13 protein-coding genes are annotated in these 13,801 nt (G+C 44.7%); 10 read left to right on the top strand and 3 right to left on the bottom strand.

All coding sequences use genetic code 11. The features are described 5' to 3' along the window. Positions 1-172: 172 nt before the first annotated feature. On the bottom strand, positions 173-1,261 hold the full coding sequence (locus ACRD6K_RS01455; protein WP_299578225.1) for an LptF/LptG family permease: 1,089 nt from the start codon (positions 1,259-1,261) through the stop codon (positions 173-175). A gap of 32 nt (positions 1,262-1,293) precedes the next feature. Further along, positions 1,294-2,424: a tRNA guanosine(34) transglycosylase Tgt gene (tgt, locus tag ACRD6K_RS01460; RefSeq protein WP_430971771.1), complete on the bottom strand. Its 1,131-nt coding sequence runs from the start codon at positions 2,422-2,424 to the stop codon at positions 1,294-1,296. A 138-nt stretch (positions 2,425-2,562) separates the two neighbouring features. Between tgt and ACRD6K_RS01465 the strand changes: the two genes are divergently transcribed. The 10 genes from ACRD6K_RS01465 (at position 2,563) to ACRD6K_RS01510 (ending at position 12,704) form a co-directional block, all read left to right on the top strand. Then, positions 2,563-3,690: a glycosyltransferase gene (locus tag ACRD6K_RS01465; protein ID WP_430971772.1), complete on the top strand. Its 1,128-nt coding sequence runs from the start codon at positions 2,563-2,565 to the stop codon at positions 3,688-3,690. Continuing rightward, positions 3,681-4,292 carry an RNA polymerase sigma factor gene (locus ACRD6K_RS01470; protein WP_430971773.1) on the top strand — a complete coding sequence of 204 codons (612 nt, stop codon included), beginning with the start codon at positions 3,681-3,683 and terminating at the stop codon, positions 4,290-4,292. The genes ACRD6K_RS01465 and ACRD6K_RS01470 overlap by 10 nt, the downstream gene beginning before the upstream one ends. A gap of 95 nt (positions 4,293-4,387) precedes the next feature. Then, entirely contained in the window at positions 4,388-5,008 is a 621-nt protein-coding gene (gene rsmG / locus ACRD6K_RS01475) for a 16S rRNA (guanine(527)-N(7))-methyltransferase RsmG (RefSeq protein ID WP_430971774.1), read from the top strand. Between the two features lie 230 nt (positions 5,009-5,238). Further along, positions 5,239-5,397: a 50S ribosomal protein L34 gene (gene rpmH / locus ACRD6K_RS01480; protein ID WP_299578220.1), complete on the top strand. Its 159-nt coding sequence runs from the start codon at positions 5,239-5,241 to the stop codon at positions 5,395-5,397. A gap of 270 nt (positions 5,398-5,667) precedes the next feature. Further along, on the top strand, positions 5,668-6,474 hold the full coding sequence (locus ACRD6K_RS01485) for a PASTA domain-containing protein (RefSeq protein WP_299578219.1): 807 nt from the start codon (positions 5,668-5,670) through the stop codon (positions 6,472-6,474). Between the two features lie 2 nt (positions 6,475-6,476). Beyond that, positions 6,477-7,535: an RluA family pseudouridine synthase gene (locus ACRD6K_RS01490; RefSeq protein ID WP_430971775.1), complete on the top strand. Its 1,059-nt coding sequence runs from the start codon at positions 6,477-6,479 to the stop codon at positions 7,533-7,535. Positions 7,536-7,538: 3 nt separating this feature from the next. Then, on the top strand, positions 7,539-8,516 hold the full coding sequence (locus tag ACRD6K_RS01495) for a D-alanine--D-alanine ligase (RefSeq protein WP_430971776.1): 978 nt from the start codon (positions 7,539-7,541) through the stop codon (positions 8,514-8,516). Positions 8,517-8,646: 130 nt separating this feature from the next. Then, on the top strand, positions 8,647-10,194 hold the full coding sequence (dnaB, locus tag ACRD6K_RS01500) for a replicative DNA helicase (RefSeq protein WP_430971777.1): 1,548 nt from the start codon (positions 8,647-8,649) through the stop codon (positions 10,192-10,194). Beyond that, a complete protein-coding gene (locus ACRD6K_RS01505) occupies positions 10,160-11,458 on the top strand; it encodes a hypothetical protein (RefSeq protein WP_430971778.1) in 1,299 nt (432 codons plus the stop codon). Before dnaB ends, ACRD6K_RS01505 begins: the two co-directional genes overlap by 35 nt. A 781-nt stretch (positions 11,459-12,239) precedes the next feature. Further along, on the top strand, positions 12,240-12,704 hold the full coding sequence (locus ACRD6K_RS01510) for a hypothetical protein (RefSeq protein ID WP_430971779.1): 465 nt from the start codon (positions 12,240-12,242) through the stop codon (positions 12,702-12,704). A gap of 343 nt (positions 12,705-13,047) precedes the next feature. On the opposite strand, the gene ACRD6K_RS01515 is transcribed toward ACRD6K_RS01510, so the two are convergent. Then, positions 13,048-13,800: a hypothetical protein gene (locus ACRD6K_RS01515; protein WP_430971780.1), complete on the bottom strand. Its 753-nt coding sequence runs from the start codon at positions 13,798-13,800 to the stop codon at positions 13,048-13,050. Position 13,801: the final 1 nt, after the last annotated feature.

Genomic DNA, 13,801 nt, shown 5'->3' on the forward strand with positions numbered 1-13,801 from the left:
TCGTTTTTGTTTGAGACCGTTATGATTTTGTGTTTAGTTTTATGTTCTTCAACGGGTCAAAATTAGAACTTTTTCAAACACATTACTACATTTTTAAAACATTTGATGTTAGCTCTTACGAGAGAGTTAATATTTGGTTTTGAACAATTTGATATATCGTTTGAAGGTTCGCTTAGCGGCTTCCCCATTTGTACATGTATGCGGCCAGTGCACCGAAAAGGATGTTAGGGATCCATGCGCCCATCAAGGGGGAAACGGCTCCTGACAGTGCAAAAACAGTGGATATTTGCATAAACATGATGTAGGTGAAGGCTTGCAGAATTCCTAAGCCAAGATGAAGGCCAAGTCCTCCTTTTACTTTTCGCGAAGCCAGTGAGGCTCCGATAATCGTCAGGATAAAGGCAGAAAAAGGCCCAGCGAAACGCCGGTGTTTTTCAATTTCAAATTCGGTGGTATTCACCCCGCGCAGCTTCATGTCTTTAATTTCATCATTCAGGTCAGGCAGTATCATGGTTTCCACAACATTTTTCATGACCCGGTAGTCTTCAGGTGTCATATTTAAAGTGGTATCAAGCTTGGTACCGGTGTCGATGGTTTCCGTGTAGCCGTCAATATCGCGAATGACATAATTATTAACGGTCCACTTTTTATCTTCCCGGTCCCATTTGATGTAGTCGGCTTCAAGCTTCGACTTCAATTTTCCTTCTTCAAACTTTTCAATGGTAAACTTATACCCCACATCATTGGAGGTATTGTAGCTTTGCATATAAATAAAAACGCCCGGAGAGAGTTGTCGGTGAATATTTCTTTCCAGGTAGTTTCGGGGCGAATCGATATAGGTGCTTCTGAATTCGATCCTTTTTTTATTCGACGGCGGAATAATGTAGTTGCCCAATGTGTAAGAGAAAAGTGCAATCATAAAGGCCGAAACCATGTACGGACGCATGAGCCGGGCATAAGAAACGCCACTACTCAAAATAGCAATGATCTCCGAGTTGTAGGCCATCTTCGAGGTAAAGAAGATGACGGCAATGAATGTAAACAGCGCGCTGAATAAGTTGGCGTAGAAGGGAACGAAATTCAGGTAATAATCAAAAATAATGACGTTGATAGGCGCGTCTTTCGAAATAAATTCGTCCAGGTTTTCCGAGACGTCAAACACCATGGCAATGCTGATGATTAGTGCAATGGAGTAAAAGAATGTTCCGAGAAACTTCTTTATGATGTAAATGTCAATGGTTTGCAGTCTGGGTATTTTCATAGGGCCCACTAGTTTTCTTTATGCTGAAAAATTTATAATCGCCTGCCAAGTTTTTGAACCAGCTCTTCTTTCCACTCTTTGAAGGTGTTTGCCAGAATTTGCCGGCGGGCTTCCTTAACCAGCCACAAGTAAAAGGCCAGGTTATGCTGGCTGGCAATTTGTGCACCCAGCATTTCATTAGAAACAATAAGGTGACGTAAAAAAGCCTTCGAATAGTGCTGGTCCACAAAAGAAGTGCCATCGGGGTCAACCGGAGAGAAATCGTTGGCCCATTTCCGGTTCTTAATGTTGATAATGCCTTTTTTCGTGAACAGCATACCGTTTCGCCCGTTGCGGGTAGGCATTACACAATCAAACATGTCCACGCCACGATCAATGGCTTCCAGAATGTTGATGGGGGTTCCAACGCCCATCAGGTAGCGGGGTTTTTCTTTGGGCAGAATCGGATTAACCACATCAATCATGGCGTACATGTCTTCCTCGGATTCGCCTACCGACAATCCGCCAATGGCATAACCATCACTGGGGATGGAGCTGACGTGTTTGGCAGCCGCTTCCCGAAGATCCGGATAAACGGCCCCCTGAACGATGGGGAAAAGGGATTGCTGGTGCCCGTAAAGCGGGCTGGTTTTTTCCATTTGGTTAACACAACGCTCAAGCCAGCGTTGGGTTAGTCCCAGCGATTTTTTGGCGTAATCGTAATCAGCATCCCCTGGCGTACACTCGTCAAAGGCCATGATAATGTCGGCGCCGATCTGACGTTGAATGTCAATGACGCTTTCGGGCGTAAACAAGTGACGTGATCCATCAATATGAGACTGAAATTTAGCTCCTTCTTCGCTTAGCTTGCGGATGTCTCCCAGTGAAAAAACCTGAAAACCGCCACTGTCGGTCAGGATGGGGCCATCCCATCCGTTAAATTTATGCAGGCCGCCAGCCTCTTGAATGATCTCGGTTCCGGGGCGCAGATACAAATGGTAGGTGTTTCCAAGAATGATCTGTGCTTGAATATCGTCTTTTAATTCTTTAACATGAATTCCTTTGACTGATCCGGCTGTTCCAACCGGCATGAAAATAGGTGTTTCAATTGCCCCGTGGTCTGTTTCCAATCTCCCAGCCCGGGCTTGGCTGTTAACTGCTTGATGTTGAAGCGTAAAGTCCATGCATTAATTTTTGAGTGCTCAAAGATAGGCATAAAAGTTAAACCACCAGAAAGCCACGCTTCTGGCTGGTCATTATTTTAATTTAAAAAAACGGAATTAAATGTGTTTGATTGTTAAATTTGCGAGTAAAATCTGAACATGAACTGCGACTTCTTTAACCGAACAACGTTGGAATGGATTGCCCCGGCCATTTTCTTTGGAGCTGTGGTGGTTGAGTTGTTCTTTCTATTGTTTTTCTATCTCCGTTTGTTGTTGATAAAAAAAACATCACCGCAACAGGCAGAGCGGTCGGTGAGTGTTTGCCTGGCGGTACGTAACGAAGAAGAGCGCATTGAAGCGGTGCTGACGCAGTTGCTGGAGCAGGATTATTCGAACTATGATGTGATTGTGGTGGATGATTTCTCCGAAGATTGCACCATTCAGAAGGTCGCTCAGCTGGCCAAAAAATTTCCCCGGTTAAAATTCACCTCTATTTGTCAGGAAACCAATTTCTCTGAAAAGCTTTCCATCAATCTGGCTATGAAAGCCTCCAACTCGGAGTTGGTATTGTTTGTAAGGCCTGACAGTCATCAGATTAATCGGCAGTTTCTGAAAAAGGCGAATGAACAGGTGGGCGATTCAAGTTTGCTGATTAATTACACCAATGTTTTGGCACAACGAAATGTGTGGAATAAACTGTGTCGGTTGGAGCGTTTTTCTGCTTTCTTAAGCTCGGCTGCCTATTCATTGGGAGGTTTGCCTGTTATTTATCAGGATAGTAACGTGCTTTTTCAACGGGCCATTTATTTTAACCAATCTGGCTTTAAAGGGAAGATGAACGACCATTTTGCTAACCTGGAATTGGTTTTGAATGCTGCGGTCAAGAAGAAGGTAAAGGTTTCTGTGGATATTGAAACCTGTGTACGGGAAAATACCGAGACGGAATCGAGCGATTTTTCAGCTTTAATAAAAAAGAAAATTTGTCTGAACCGGCAGTTGCGATTTGGAGCCCGGTTGCTTCATGGGCTGGCCGATGTCTTTAAGTTACTGTTTGTCGGACTAGGGACCTGGCTGTTAGTTGTTGAACCTCAAAACTGGCCGTTTTATGTCATTCCAGCCTTTTTTGTCCTTTTTTTACAACTTTTTATTGTCAAAAGTATGTCAGCCCGTTTGAAGGAAGATAAAATCTTTTTATCTTCGTTTGTGTACGTTTATATCAGGCCGATACTAAGTTTGTTGCACGGTATAAAAATATACATCCACAATAAACGAAATAAATGGAATTAAATCCTAATTTGTCCGATAAGGCCCAACAGGATTACGCTTTAGTCGAATCCGCCTTAACAGGAGATGAAAAAGCGTTTGCAAAGCTGTTGAGTAAGTACAAGGACGCCATTTATTTTATGCTCCTGAAAATGGTCAATAATAAGAACGATGCCGAGGACCTGACCATTGAAGCTTTTGGTAAAGCCTTTAAAAACCTGCATCAGTATTCGCCCAGTTACGCCTTCAGTACCTGGCTGTTCAAGATCGCCTCAAACAATTGCATCGACTTTTTGCGAAAGAAGAAAGGCGTACATGTTTCGATTGAAAGCAATCCGGAAAGCAATGAAAATGAGCAGTCGGTTCGACTCCGATCGAAAGATCCGAACCCGGAGGAAAAACTGATTCGTATTCAAAAGGCCATTTTACTGCGTCGCATCGTTCATAAACTAAAGCCGCGCTACCGCACCTTGGTAGAACTGCGTTATTTTCGTGAATATTCGTATGAGGAAATTGCAAAAGAGCTAAATTTGCCGCTCGGAACAGTAAAAGCTCAGTTGTTCAGAGCGCGTGAAATGCTTTTTAAAATGATTGAATCTACCGAGATTGACGATCAGGAAGAGTAAGTTCGCCGCTTGTAGCTTGTTTATTTTGTTTCGGGGCTAAATTGAAGAGGTCTTCAAGGGGCAGCGGTTTTGTAATCTTATTATACGCATATTCTATGGAAATCATCACGAAATATTTTCCGGATTTAACGAGTCATCAACTGGAGCAATTGTCGCAACTGGGCGACTTGTACCGGGAGTGGAACGAAAAAATTAATGTCGTTTCCCGCAAGGACATCGATCATTTGTACGAACGCCACGTGTTGCATTCGTTGGCCATAGCCAAATACATCCGGTTTGAACCGGGAACCTCCATCATGGATGTTGGAACGGGAGGTGGTTTTCCGGGCATTCCATTAGCGATTCTTTTTCCTGAAACCAATTTTTTTCTGGTCGATTCCATTGCCAAGAAGATTAAAGTGGTTGAAGGAGTGAGCCAGAGTTTGGGCTTAACCAATGTTCGGGCGGAGCAGAACCGGGCAGAAAAAGTGCCCGGGCAATTTGACTTTGTTGTCAGCCGGGCAGTCACTGCTTTCCCAAAATTTGTTTCGCTGGTGCGCAAGAAAATCAGTAAGGTTCAGCATAATTCATTAGCTAATGGTATTTTATACCTGAAGGGTGGCGATTTTGACGATGAGCTGGAAGCCTTCAGGAAAAAGGTATCGGTTTACCCTTTGAGTGACCAATTTGAGGAGGAGTTTTTTGAAACGAAAAAGCTGATTCATTTACGACTCTAATTTCATGCAATACCGCTGGCTGTGGCATGACCTTGGCTGTAACGCAGGAATTGCTGCCAGCGAAGGATTGGACTGACTGACTATAAAAATGTTGCTGGAACCCGAGCCGGATGAAGAATTCGTATGAAAACCCGTGAAAATTCCTGACAATATTTTGGAAGGAATCAAAAAAGAATTATTTTTGCAGTCCAAAATAAGCGAGAGTACATCACACATAAAAATATTGACAAATGAAAAGGACATTTCAACCATCTAACAGAAAGCGCAGAAATAAACATGGATTTCGTGCGAAAATGGCTTCTGTCGGCGGTCGCAAAGTTTTGAAATTGCGTCGTGCGAAAGGAAGAAAGAAATTGACTGTTTCTGACGAACCACGTCATAAGCGTTAAGACACTGAAAAAACTTAAATACATTGAAAGGTGAAGAATAACTATTCTTTGCCTTTTTTTGTTGGGCCATGTTGAATAGGTCAGCCGAAAGATGCCGGGAGACCGAAGTTGGTTGGCAGGCTTGAAACTATCCTCCGAGCGGGTATGAGTTGACCAAAACGTTAAGCTGATAACCCATTGTGCCAGATATTCGGATTAAATTTTAATCGCATTTCCACATACTAATTTTTAAGCTATTTTTGTTTCATAAGAAGATTAAATGCTTACCCTATGAGTTTTAAGGCGTACCTGGCAAGTAAGAGTTTCTGGATAAGTGTCTTACTGGCAATTGTTATTACGGTGATGCTGTTGTTGATCACCATATTCGGATTGCGAATTTATACCAACCATGGTGAAGCTTATGCCGTACCCGATTTTTCGGGCATGCAGCTTGAGCAAGTGAAAATGAAAGTGGTGGAGGATGAGTTGCTTTTTGATGTCGTGGATTCCTTGTACATTAAAGATGCAGCGCCTGGAGCAGTCATTGACCAAGTGCCTGCAGCCGGAGCCATGGTGAAGCGTGGACGTACTATTTTTTTGACCATTTGCGCGTCTAAACCGGAGCAGGTGGCTATGCCCAAACTGACCGATATTTCGTATCGTCAGGCCATGAACCTGATGATGAGTTTCGGCTTGAATGTAGGGAATGTGGATTATGTGCCTAGCGAGTTTCCAAACCTTGTGTTGGAACAGAAACTTCAAGGGAAACCGGTGAAACAAGGAACCTTGGTCAACAAGGGGGCTAATATTGATTTAACGGTGGGGCAAAGTCGCTTTGGTGAAGCTACTGAAGTTCCGGATTTATTAGGTGTTCGGCTGGATCAAGCCACTGAGTTGACTGCAGTGTCGTTCCTGAATTTGGGAGCAATTATTTATGATGACTCTTTTGAAACTGCTGAAGATAGTGCCAGCGCACGTGTGTGGCAGCAACGTCCGGCCCCGGCCCCGGGCGCAAAAATTGAGCAGGGAGCGTCAATCGATATCTGGTTGACCGTGGATGAGGAGAAACTAAAGTTGGAAGAAGAAGAGGAATTTTAAGGATGGTTGAAGATAAAAATACAGACTTCAGTGAAGAGCTGGATGAGTCGGAAGAAGGTGCTTTGTATGAGCACTATAAGCTGATAGTAGATGCCGGGCAGAAATTGCTTCGGGTGGATAAATTTCTGGTAAACCGGATCGACAATGCTTCGCGAAGCCGGATTCAAGCGGCGGCCGAAGCCGGTAATATTCTGGTTAACGGACAGGCTGTCAAGTCAAATTATAAAGTTAAGCCTGGGGATGAAGTGGCCATTGTAATGGATTTTCCCCGGCGTGAGTTGAAGATTATACCGGAACATATTCCTTTAGATATTGTGTACGAAGACGACCAGTTGCTGGTGGTCAATAAGCAGCCTGGTTTGGTGGTTCATCCCGGACACGGGAATTACAGCGGAACATTGGTTAATGCCCTGGCCTATTATTACCAGGACCTGCCGCTTTTCAAAACAACAGATCCGCGTCCCGGACTGGTACACCGCATTGATAAAAATACTTCGGGCTTAATGGTGGTCGCTAAAACCGAATTGGCCAAAGTGAAGTTGTCTCAACAGTTTTTTGATAAAACCACGAAACGACAGTATGTTGCGTTGGTTTGGGGAACACCCAAAGAACCCACGGGCACCATTGAAGGAAATATTGGGCGCAGTGTGAAAGACCGGCAGGTTTTTACCGTGTATCCTGAAGGGGAACATGGCAAACATGCGGTAACACACTACAAGGTTTTGGAAGAGCTGGGCTATGTTACCCTGGTTCAGTGCCAGCTGGAAACCGGCCGTACGCACCAGATCCGGGTACATATGAAATACCTGGGGCATCCGCTTTTTAACGATGATACCTATGGTGGCAATCAGGTACTTCGGGGAACCACTTTTGCCAAATACAAGCAATTTGTACACAACTGTTTTAACGTGTTGCCTCGCCAGGCCTTGCATGCCAAAACACTCGGGTTTATTCACCCGGTAACAGGCGAGGAAATGCTTTTTGATTCCGAATTGCCGGAAGACATGAGCCAGGCGATTGACAAATGGCGCGCTTACATTGCTAACAGAAATATTGATTAACGGATGAAAAAGAATATTGCAGTGGTGTACGGAGGCGATTCCTCCGAATACGTGGTATCGGTGAATAGCAGCAAAAATGTCTTTCAGTCGATTGATCCGGAATTGTTTCAGCCTTGGGCTGTGGAAATGAAAGGAGCCGACTGGAAATTGGTGGTTGATGGGGAGCCGGTGGCGGACATCAACAAGCAGGATTTTTCAGTTCACTACCAAAATGAGCACATCCGGTTCGATTATGCTTACATCACCATTCATGGCACACCGGGTGAGGATGGTATTTTGCAGGGCTACTTCGATTTGTTGAAAATTCCCTATTCCACTTGCGGCGTGCAATCATCAGCGCTTACCTTCAATAAGTATTACTGCAGCAACTATTTACGCAATTTCGATCTGGCTATGGCCAAATCCGTTCGCCTAACCAAAGGGGATGTGATTGACGAGGATGTCTTGGTTGAAGAGCTGGGTTTGCCTGTTTTTGTAAAGCCCAATGCCGGTGGTTCCAGTTTTGGAATAACCAAGGTGAAGACGAAGTCTGACCTGAAAGCAGCTATTGAAGCCGCTTGGAAAGAAAGCAACGAAGCCTTGGTTGAAGAGTTTATTGAAGGACTTGAAATTACCAGTGGACTTGTGAAGCTGAAGAATGAGTCGTTTTTGTTTCCGGTAACCGAAGTGATCCCCAAGAATGAGTTCTTCGATTTTGAGGCGAAATACACCAAAGGCGCAACGCTTGAAATTACACCTGCTCGTATTTCCGAATCGCTGACTGAAACCTGTCAGCAGCTTTCATCGCGTATTTACGACCTTTGCAATTGCAAGGGAATTGTCCGGATCGATTACATCCTGAAGGATGGTGTTTTTTATTTCCTGGAAGTAAATACCACACCGGGAATGACCGCAACAAGTTTTATTCCTCAGCAGATTGAAGCCATGGGAATGCAACTGAAAGACATCATAAGCAAGATTATAAAAGACCAGGTTTGTTGAAAACTAGTCCTTATAAATTCCTGAGGGAGATTATAAAAGGTCTCCTTTTTTTTTACCTTTAAAGTTCGTTTCTCGAACCAATTAGCTTTTCGAAAGAAATTGAAAATCAACACGTATAGTATTTGCAGATATGGCCACAGATAAAAAAAGCAATCAAAAAGTTTCCTCCCTAGAACAGCTCAACGCGCAATATGGCAAGTTGCCCCCCCAGGCAATTGATGTTGAAGAAGCCGTTTTGGGTGCCTTAATGTTGGAGCGGGATGCTTATGTTACGGTGGCTGATGTGATTGACACGCCTAGTTTTTACAAGGAAGAACACAAAAAGATTTTTGATGCCATCAAGTATTTGTCCACCCACGAAAAGCCGGTCGACTTGTTGATGGTAACTCAGCAATTGCGCGACATGGCGCAGCTGGATGCTGTTGGTGGTCCGCTGTACATTACCCAATTAACCAGTCGTGTGGCGTCGGCGGCTCACATCGAATTCCATGCCCGCATTATTGCCCAGAAATACATTCAACGCGAATTGATCCGGGTGTCATCGGAGATTCAAACCAGTGCCTATGATGACAATATGGATGTGGATGATTTGATTGACTTTTCGGAAACGGCTCTTTTTAAAGTTGCGGAAGGAAACATCAAAAAAGAAACCCTGCCAATTAAACCCATTCTGAAAGAAGCTGCGCGCTTGATTGAAGAAGCATCGAAGCGCGAAGATGGCTTGAGCGGGGTGCCCAGCGGATTTACTGCTTTGGACCGAATGACTTCAGGATGGCAGAAAACCGACTTGGTGATTATCGCCGCACGTCCGGCGATGGGTAAGACGGCTTTCGTACTTTCCATGGCTCGGAACATGGCTGTTGAGCATCGGGCTCCGGTAGCGGTTTTCTCGCTGGAGATGTCCTCAGTACAGTTGGTTAACCGTTTGATTGCGGCCGAAACGGAGCTGGGATCCGAAAAAATTAAGAATGGTAGCCTTGTCGATTGGGAGTGGGAACACTTTAACCGGAAGCTGAACGTGCTGGAAGATGCCCCGCTGTTTATCGACGATACGCCTGCCTTGTCCATTTTTGAATTCCGGGCCAAGTGCCGGCGCTTGAAAATGCAACACAATATTGGTGCGGTGATTGTTGACTACTTGCAGCTGATGACGGCAGGTGATGCCGGACGCGGAAGCCGTGAGCAGGAGGTGAGTATGATTTCACGCTCGCTGAAAGCCATTGCCAAGGAGCTGGATATCCCGATTTTGGCACTTTCGCAGCTAAACCGTTCGGTGGAATCGCGCGAAGGAAAACGGCCACAGCTTTCCGACTTGAGGGAATCCGGTGCGATTGAGCAGGATGCCGACTTGGTGTTGTTTATTCACCGTCCGGAATACTACGGAATTACAGAGGATGAAAACGGGAATTCGCTGATTGGTGTGGCCGAGATTATTATTGCTAAACACCGTAACGGTTCGGTGGGCGATGTGCAGCTGGCCTTTAAGAAACAAAACGTGAAGTTTGCCGATTTGGAAACGGTTATTCCGGAGGAAATTGGTGGCGGAAACTTTGGACAAACCTTTGGGTCAAAAATGAATGATGACACGGGAGGCATGGAAATGCCGGTCAACAGTGGTTTTGAGTCCGAAAATAGCGATTCATATGGAATGCCTAAAGCAGACGATATTCCTTTCTAAACGCCTGAAGAAGGGCTTGCTGGTCCTTTTTCTTTCGTTGTTCTTCGCCCAGAGCAGCTGGGCAGTTTATTTGCTGGTTCCCATGGATCAGCAACAGCAAAATCACTTAAAAGCTTACGGAATTGCCTACTGGACGCTGGAGCAGGCCATTGAAGTAAAATGGTTACTCAACTACCGCGGCGGCAGTTTTTTAATACCCTATTACCAGGAAATTGAAAGCGAATGTTTGGTTCGCGGTGTTCGCGTTGAAAAGCTGGCAGATGCACAGGTCAATCAATTGTTGGCCGAGATAGGTCGGGCTGAGGTAAACCAGGATGCCATAAGCATGCAAAAGGCACCCAAAATTGCGGTATATTCTCCGCCTAACAAACAGCCTTGGGATGATGCCGTGACCCTGGTTTTATCCTATGCCGAAATTCCATACGAGGTGATTTATGACGAAGAAATCCTGACCAATCAATTGCCGGACTATGACTGGCTACACTTGCATCATGAAGATTTTACCGGGCAGTTTGGAAAGTTTTTCCGCTCGTACCAGCATATGCCCTGGTACCAGGAGGAAGTGAAGACCAATCAGGAACTGGCCAATAAACTGGGCTTTGCCAAAGTCTCGGAGATGAAACAGGCTGTTACCAACGAAATTCAGGCTTACATTGCCCGTGGCGGCTTTCTATTTGCCATGTGTGCGGCTACCGACACCTACGATATTGCTCGTGCGGCAGATGGAGTGGACATTTGTGAGTCGATGTTTGACGGCGACCCGGCCGACCCGCATCTGAACGAGAAACTCAATTATAACCGCACATTGGCCTTTCGCGATTTTACCGTGGTGAAAGATCCCTTTCAGTATGAGTTTTCGGATATTGATGTGTCTACGAGCCGGAAGGTTACGCCGGCACAAGACTACTTTACCTTGTTTGAATTCTCGGCCAAATGGGACCCCGTACCCACCATGCTTACCCAAAACCACGAACGGATCATTAAGGGGTTTATGGGGCAAACCACTGCTTTTAAGCATCAACTGGTGAAACCGGATGTGCTGGTAATGGGCGAAAATAAGGCAGCCGGAGAGGCCCGCTACATTCATGGCGAAGTAGGGCAGGGCTTCTGGACCTTTTATGGCGGGCACGATCCGGAAGACTACCGTCACCTGGTGGGCGATCCACCAACCGATTTAAACCTACACCCCAGCTCTCCGGGCTACCGCCTGATTTTGAATAACATTCTTTTCCCCGCCGCTAAAAAGAAAAAGCAGAAGACTTAAGAGGGGGTGTAAGTTCCTGATTACCTAGCTTATGTGTTGTTTCTTCGCGGTTAAGAAGACTGTTTTCAGTTTTCAGTTATCGGTTTTCAGTTTGTGCCCAACAGCTGTATCTTTCTCTGTGTAAGTCGGTGAAAAAAACGCTGTGTTTCTCTGTGGTTAAAATTGGTCATTATAGTCATTATTTGTCAATGATGGTCATTGGTTGTTAGTCGATAGCTTACGTGGAGCCCAGACAGTCAGATTTTCGGATAGTCAGCTATTCCGATTGTGCGTGACTTCGTGCGTTCTTGACTTCGTCGGGTTGAGCGTCTTCCTGAACTTGTTTCAGGATCTGTTATCAATTTTCAGTTTCATGTCTTCTGACGCACTCAGCTTATGCAAAAAGCCTGTAAGTACTGTCTTTTCTCCTCGTTTTAGGTAAGGAGGAGTGGCACCGGTTTACCGGTGAAGAGGTGGTTTCGTTTCAAATTCAGAATTAGTTAAGTTCCTTTTTTTATTGCTGATTTTGACCACCCCGTCCTCGACAAGTCGTGGACACCCTTCCTTGTCAGGCAGTGAAATGGGCCAGAGCCGGACAATAGACATTCGCCCCACTCTCATCGTCTCTTATTCTGTTGTACAACAGCAAGATGCTTGTTTCATTTATGCAGTTCATGTCTTAATTTTATTGATTAGTAAACAAAAATATACTAGAGACTTTGTTGCTGCAAAAGAATTAGTTAATGGAATTTTGGCGTATGGAGTGACAGAGCCTTTTATTTATTAATTAAACTCATTTATTATGGCATCAGAAAATTTAGTTTCCGTTACCTTCACCGATGAAGAACGAGCCCAGCTTGGTGAACACCTGGCAGCAATTGAGTCGATTTTGCACAGCAAGTGTATCAGTTTAACACCCGAAGAACGGCAAGAGTATGCCCGCCTGGGCAACAAAAGTGAAAACTGGTCACGCAAAGTGATTGACTACATGAACCAACAACCGAACCTAACTCCGGCTTTTATTGATCTGGACGAAACCATGAACGATTATGAAGCGCGTCGGGCCTTACAACCCATTGCTGCACGCGGGGAGGCAGTAATGGATATGTTGAATGATACCATGATGTTGCTGGGATCGGACCTTTACCACAGCTGCATTGCGTATTATCGGAATATCCGTTTACTGGCCCGCCAAAATGTAAATGGAGCCAAAGCCATTTATGAAGACTTGTCTGCACAATTTCCGGGAAGACCATCCAAAAAGTAACTTGGGCACAAAGACTGAGTTCCTTGTTTCAGGCCCTGTCAACATACGCCATTGACAGGGCTTTTTGCTACCTGCACAAGGGCTGATCAGTGCTTCGGAACGGGTAATAATCCCTTCGCCATGGGATAAAAAGTACTTACCCATGGGGTAATAAGTGACTCAGAACGGGCAATAACTCCTTAGCTAGGGGGTAAAAAGTACTTGCCCATGGGGTAATAACCCCTTCCGAAGGGGTTATTAGTACTTGTATATGGGGTTTTAAAATTCTCTCGAACAAATTAACCGGAAACAAAAAGGGCTGCCCAATAGTTGGACAGCCCTTTAAGTGAATTATTTTGTAGGATTAATTTCCTAATGTGAAGCTTGCAGATCCTGTATCTCCAAAATCACCATCGATGTGTACAATCTCGTTACCATCAAAAACAAGAGAGGCAGCTCCCGTTTCCGGGTAAGTTAGTCCATCGCCGTATTCATCGTAAATTTTGAATGTATAAGTACCATCTTCCAAGCAATGCTTGCTGGTTGCTGAAACAGTACCATCGGCCCAAGGGCCTCCTGATGTTATAACTTCGTCGTCAGCATCCAGAATTTCCCATGTACATTCGCTGGCATAGCCATCAAAAGTAATATTCAGAATTACTTCATTCTCAGAACAAGGTGGTTGAATGAAGGTTTCAAGTTTGAAGTAGGGATACTCAACTTTATATGGGTTGGTGTATTGCTCATCAAATTGAATTTCTAAACCACAAGTTACTCCTAACGGAGCATTGTCATCCAATGTAATGGTTAAACTAACGGTATCTTCTCCTGCTGGAAAAGTTAAGGTCTCAGGCACATTGAAAATGTTTGCGGTGTCAGCTACTTCTGTAATCGGCACTTCAATTGCTTCCTCTTTATTCTCACGAATTACAGTAAGATCAAGAGATAGTTCATCAGTATGTTCAAATTTGAACAGCATTGAGTTCTCCGAATAAAAGCGTACGGCAGGATTACCTTCAGCAACTACCGGGCTTGGGTCAACGGTATCTTCATATTCGCTACAGGCCATCATAGTGACAGATAGTAGCAAAGAGAATGCGATATATAATTTGTTCATT

The organism is Sunxiuqinia rutila (genome assembly GCF_050589705.1).
GTDB lineage: Bacteria > Bacteroidota > Bacteroidia > Bacteroidales > Prolixibacteraceae > Sunxiuqinia > Sunxiuqinia rutila.

Bases quoted from the DNA above. Each gene is read 5' to 3' on its own strand.
- ACRD6K_RS01510 (WP_430971779.1), top strand. From the start codon at position 12,240: ATGGCATCAGAAAATTTAGTTTCCGTTACCTTCACCGATGAAGAACGA.
- ACRD6K_RS01470 (WP_430971773.1), top strand. From the start codon at position 3,681: ATGGAATTAAATCCTAATTTGTCCGATAAGGCCCAACAGGATTACGCT.
- ACRD6K_RS01455 (WP_299578225.1), bottom strand. From the start codon at position 1,261: ATGAAAATACCCAGACTGCAAACCATTGACATTTACATCATAAAGAAG.
- dnaB (WP_430971777.1), top strand. From the start codon at position 8,647: ATGGCCACAGATAAAAAAAGCAATCAAAAAGTTTCCTCCCTAGAACAG.
- rsmG (WP_430971774.1), top strand. From the start codon at position 4,388: ATGGAAATCATCACGAAATATTTTCCGGATTTAACGAGTCATCAACTG.
- rpmH (WP_299578220.1), top strand. From the start codon at position 5,239: ATGAAAAGGACATTTCAACCATCTAACAGAAAGCGCAGAAATAAACAT.
- ACRD6K_RS01505 (WP_430971778.1), top strand. From the start codon at position 10,160: ATGGAATGCCTAAAGCAGACGATATTCCTTTCTAAACGCCTGAAGAAG.
- ACRD6K_RS01515 (WP_430971780.1), bottom strand. From the start codon at position 13,800: ATGAACAAATTATATATCGCATTCTCTTTGCTACTATCTGTCACTATG.
- ACRD6K_RS01485 (WP_299578219.1), top strand. From the start codon at position 5,668: ATGAGTTTTAAGGCGTACCTGGCAAGTAAGAGTTTCTGGATAAGTGTC.
- ACRD6K_RS01495 (WP_430971776.1), top strand. From the start codon at position 7,539: ATGAAAAAGAATATTGCAGTGGTGTACGGAGGCGATTCCTCCGAATAC.
- ACRD6K_RS01490 (WP_430971775.1), top strand. From the start codon at position 6,477: ATGGTTGAAGATAAAAATACAGACTTCAGTGAAGAGCTGGATGAGTCG.
- tgt (WP_430971771.1), bottom strand. From the start codon at position 2,424: ATGGACTTTACGCTTCAACATCAAGCAGTTAACAGCCAAGCCCGGGCT.
- ACRD6K_RS01465 (WP_430971772.1), top strand. From the start codon at position 2,563: ATGAACTGCGACTTCTTTAACCGAACAACGTTGGAATGGATTGCCCCG.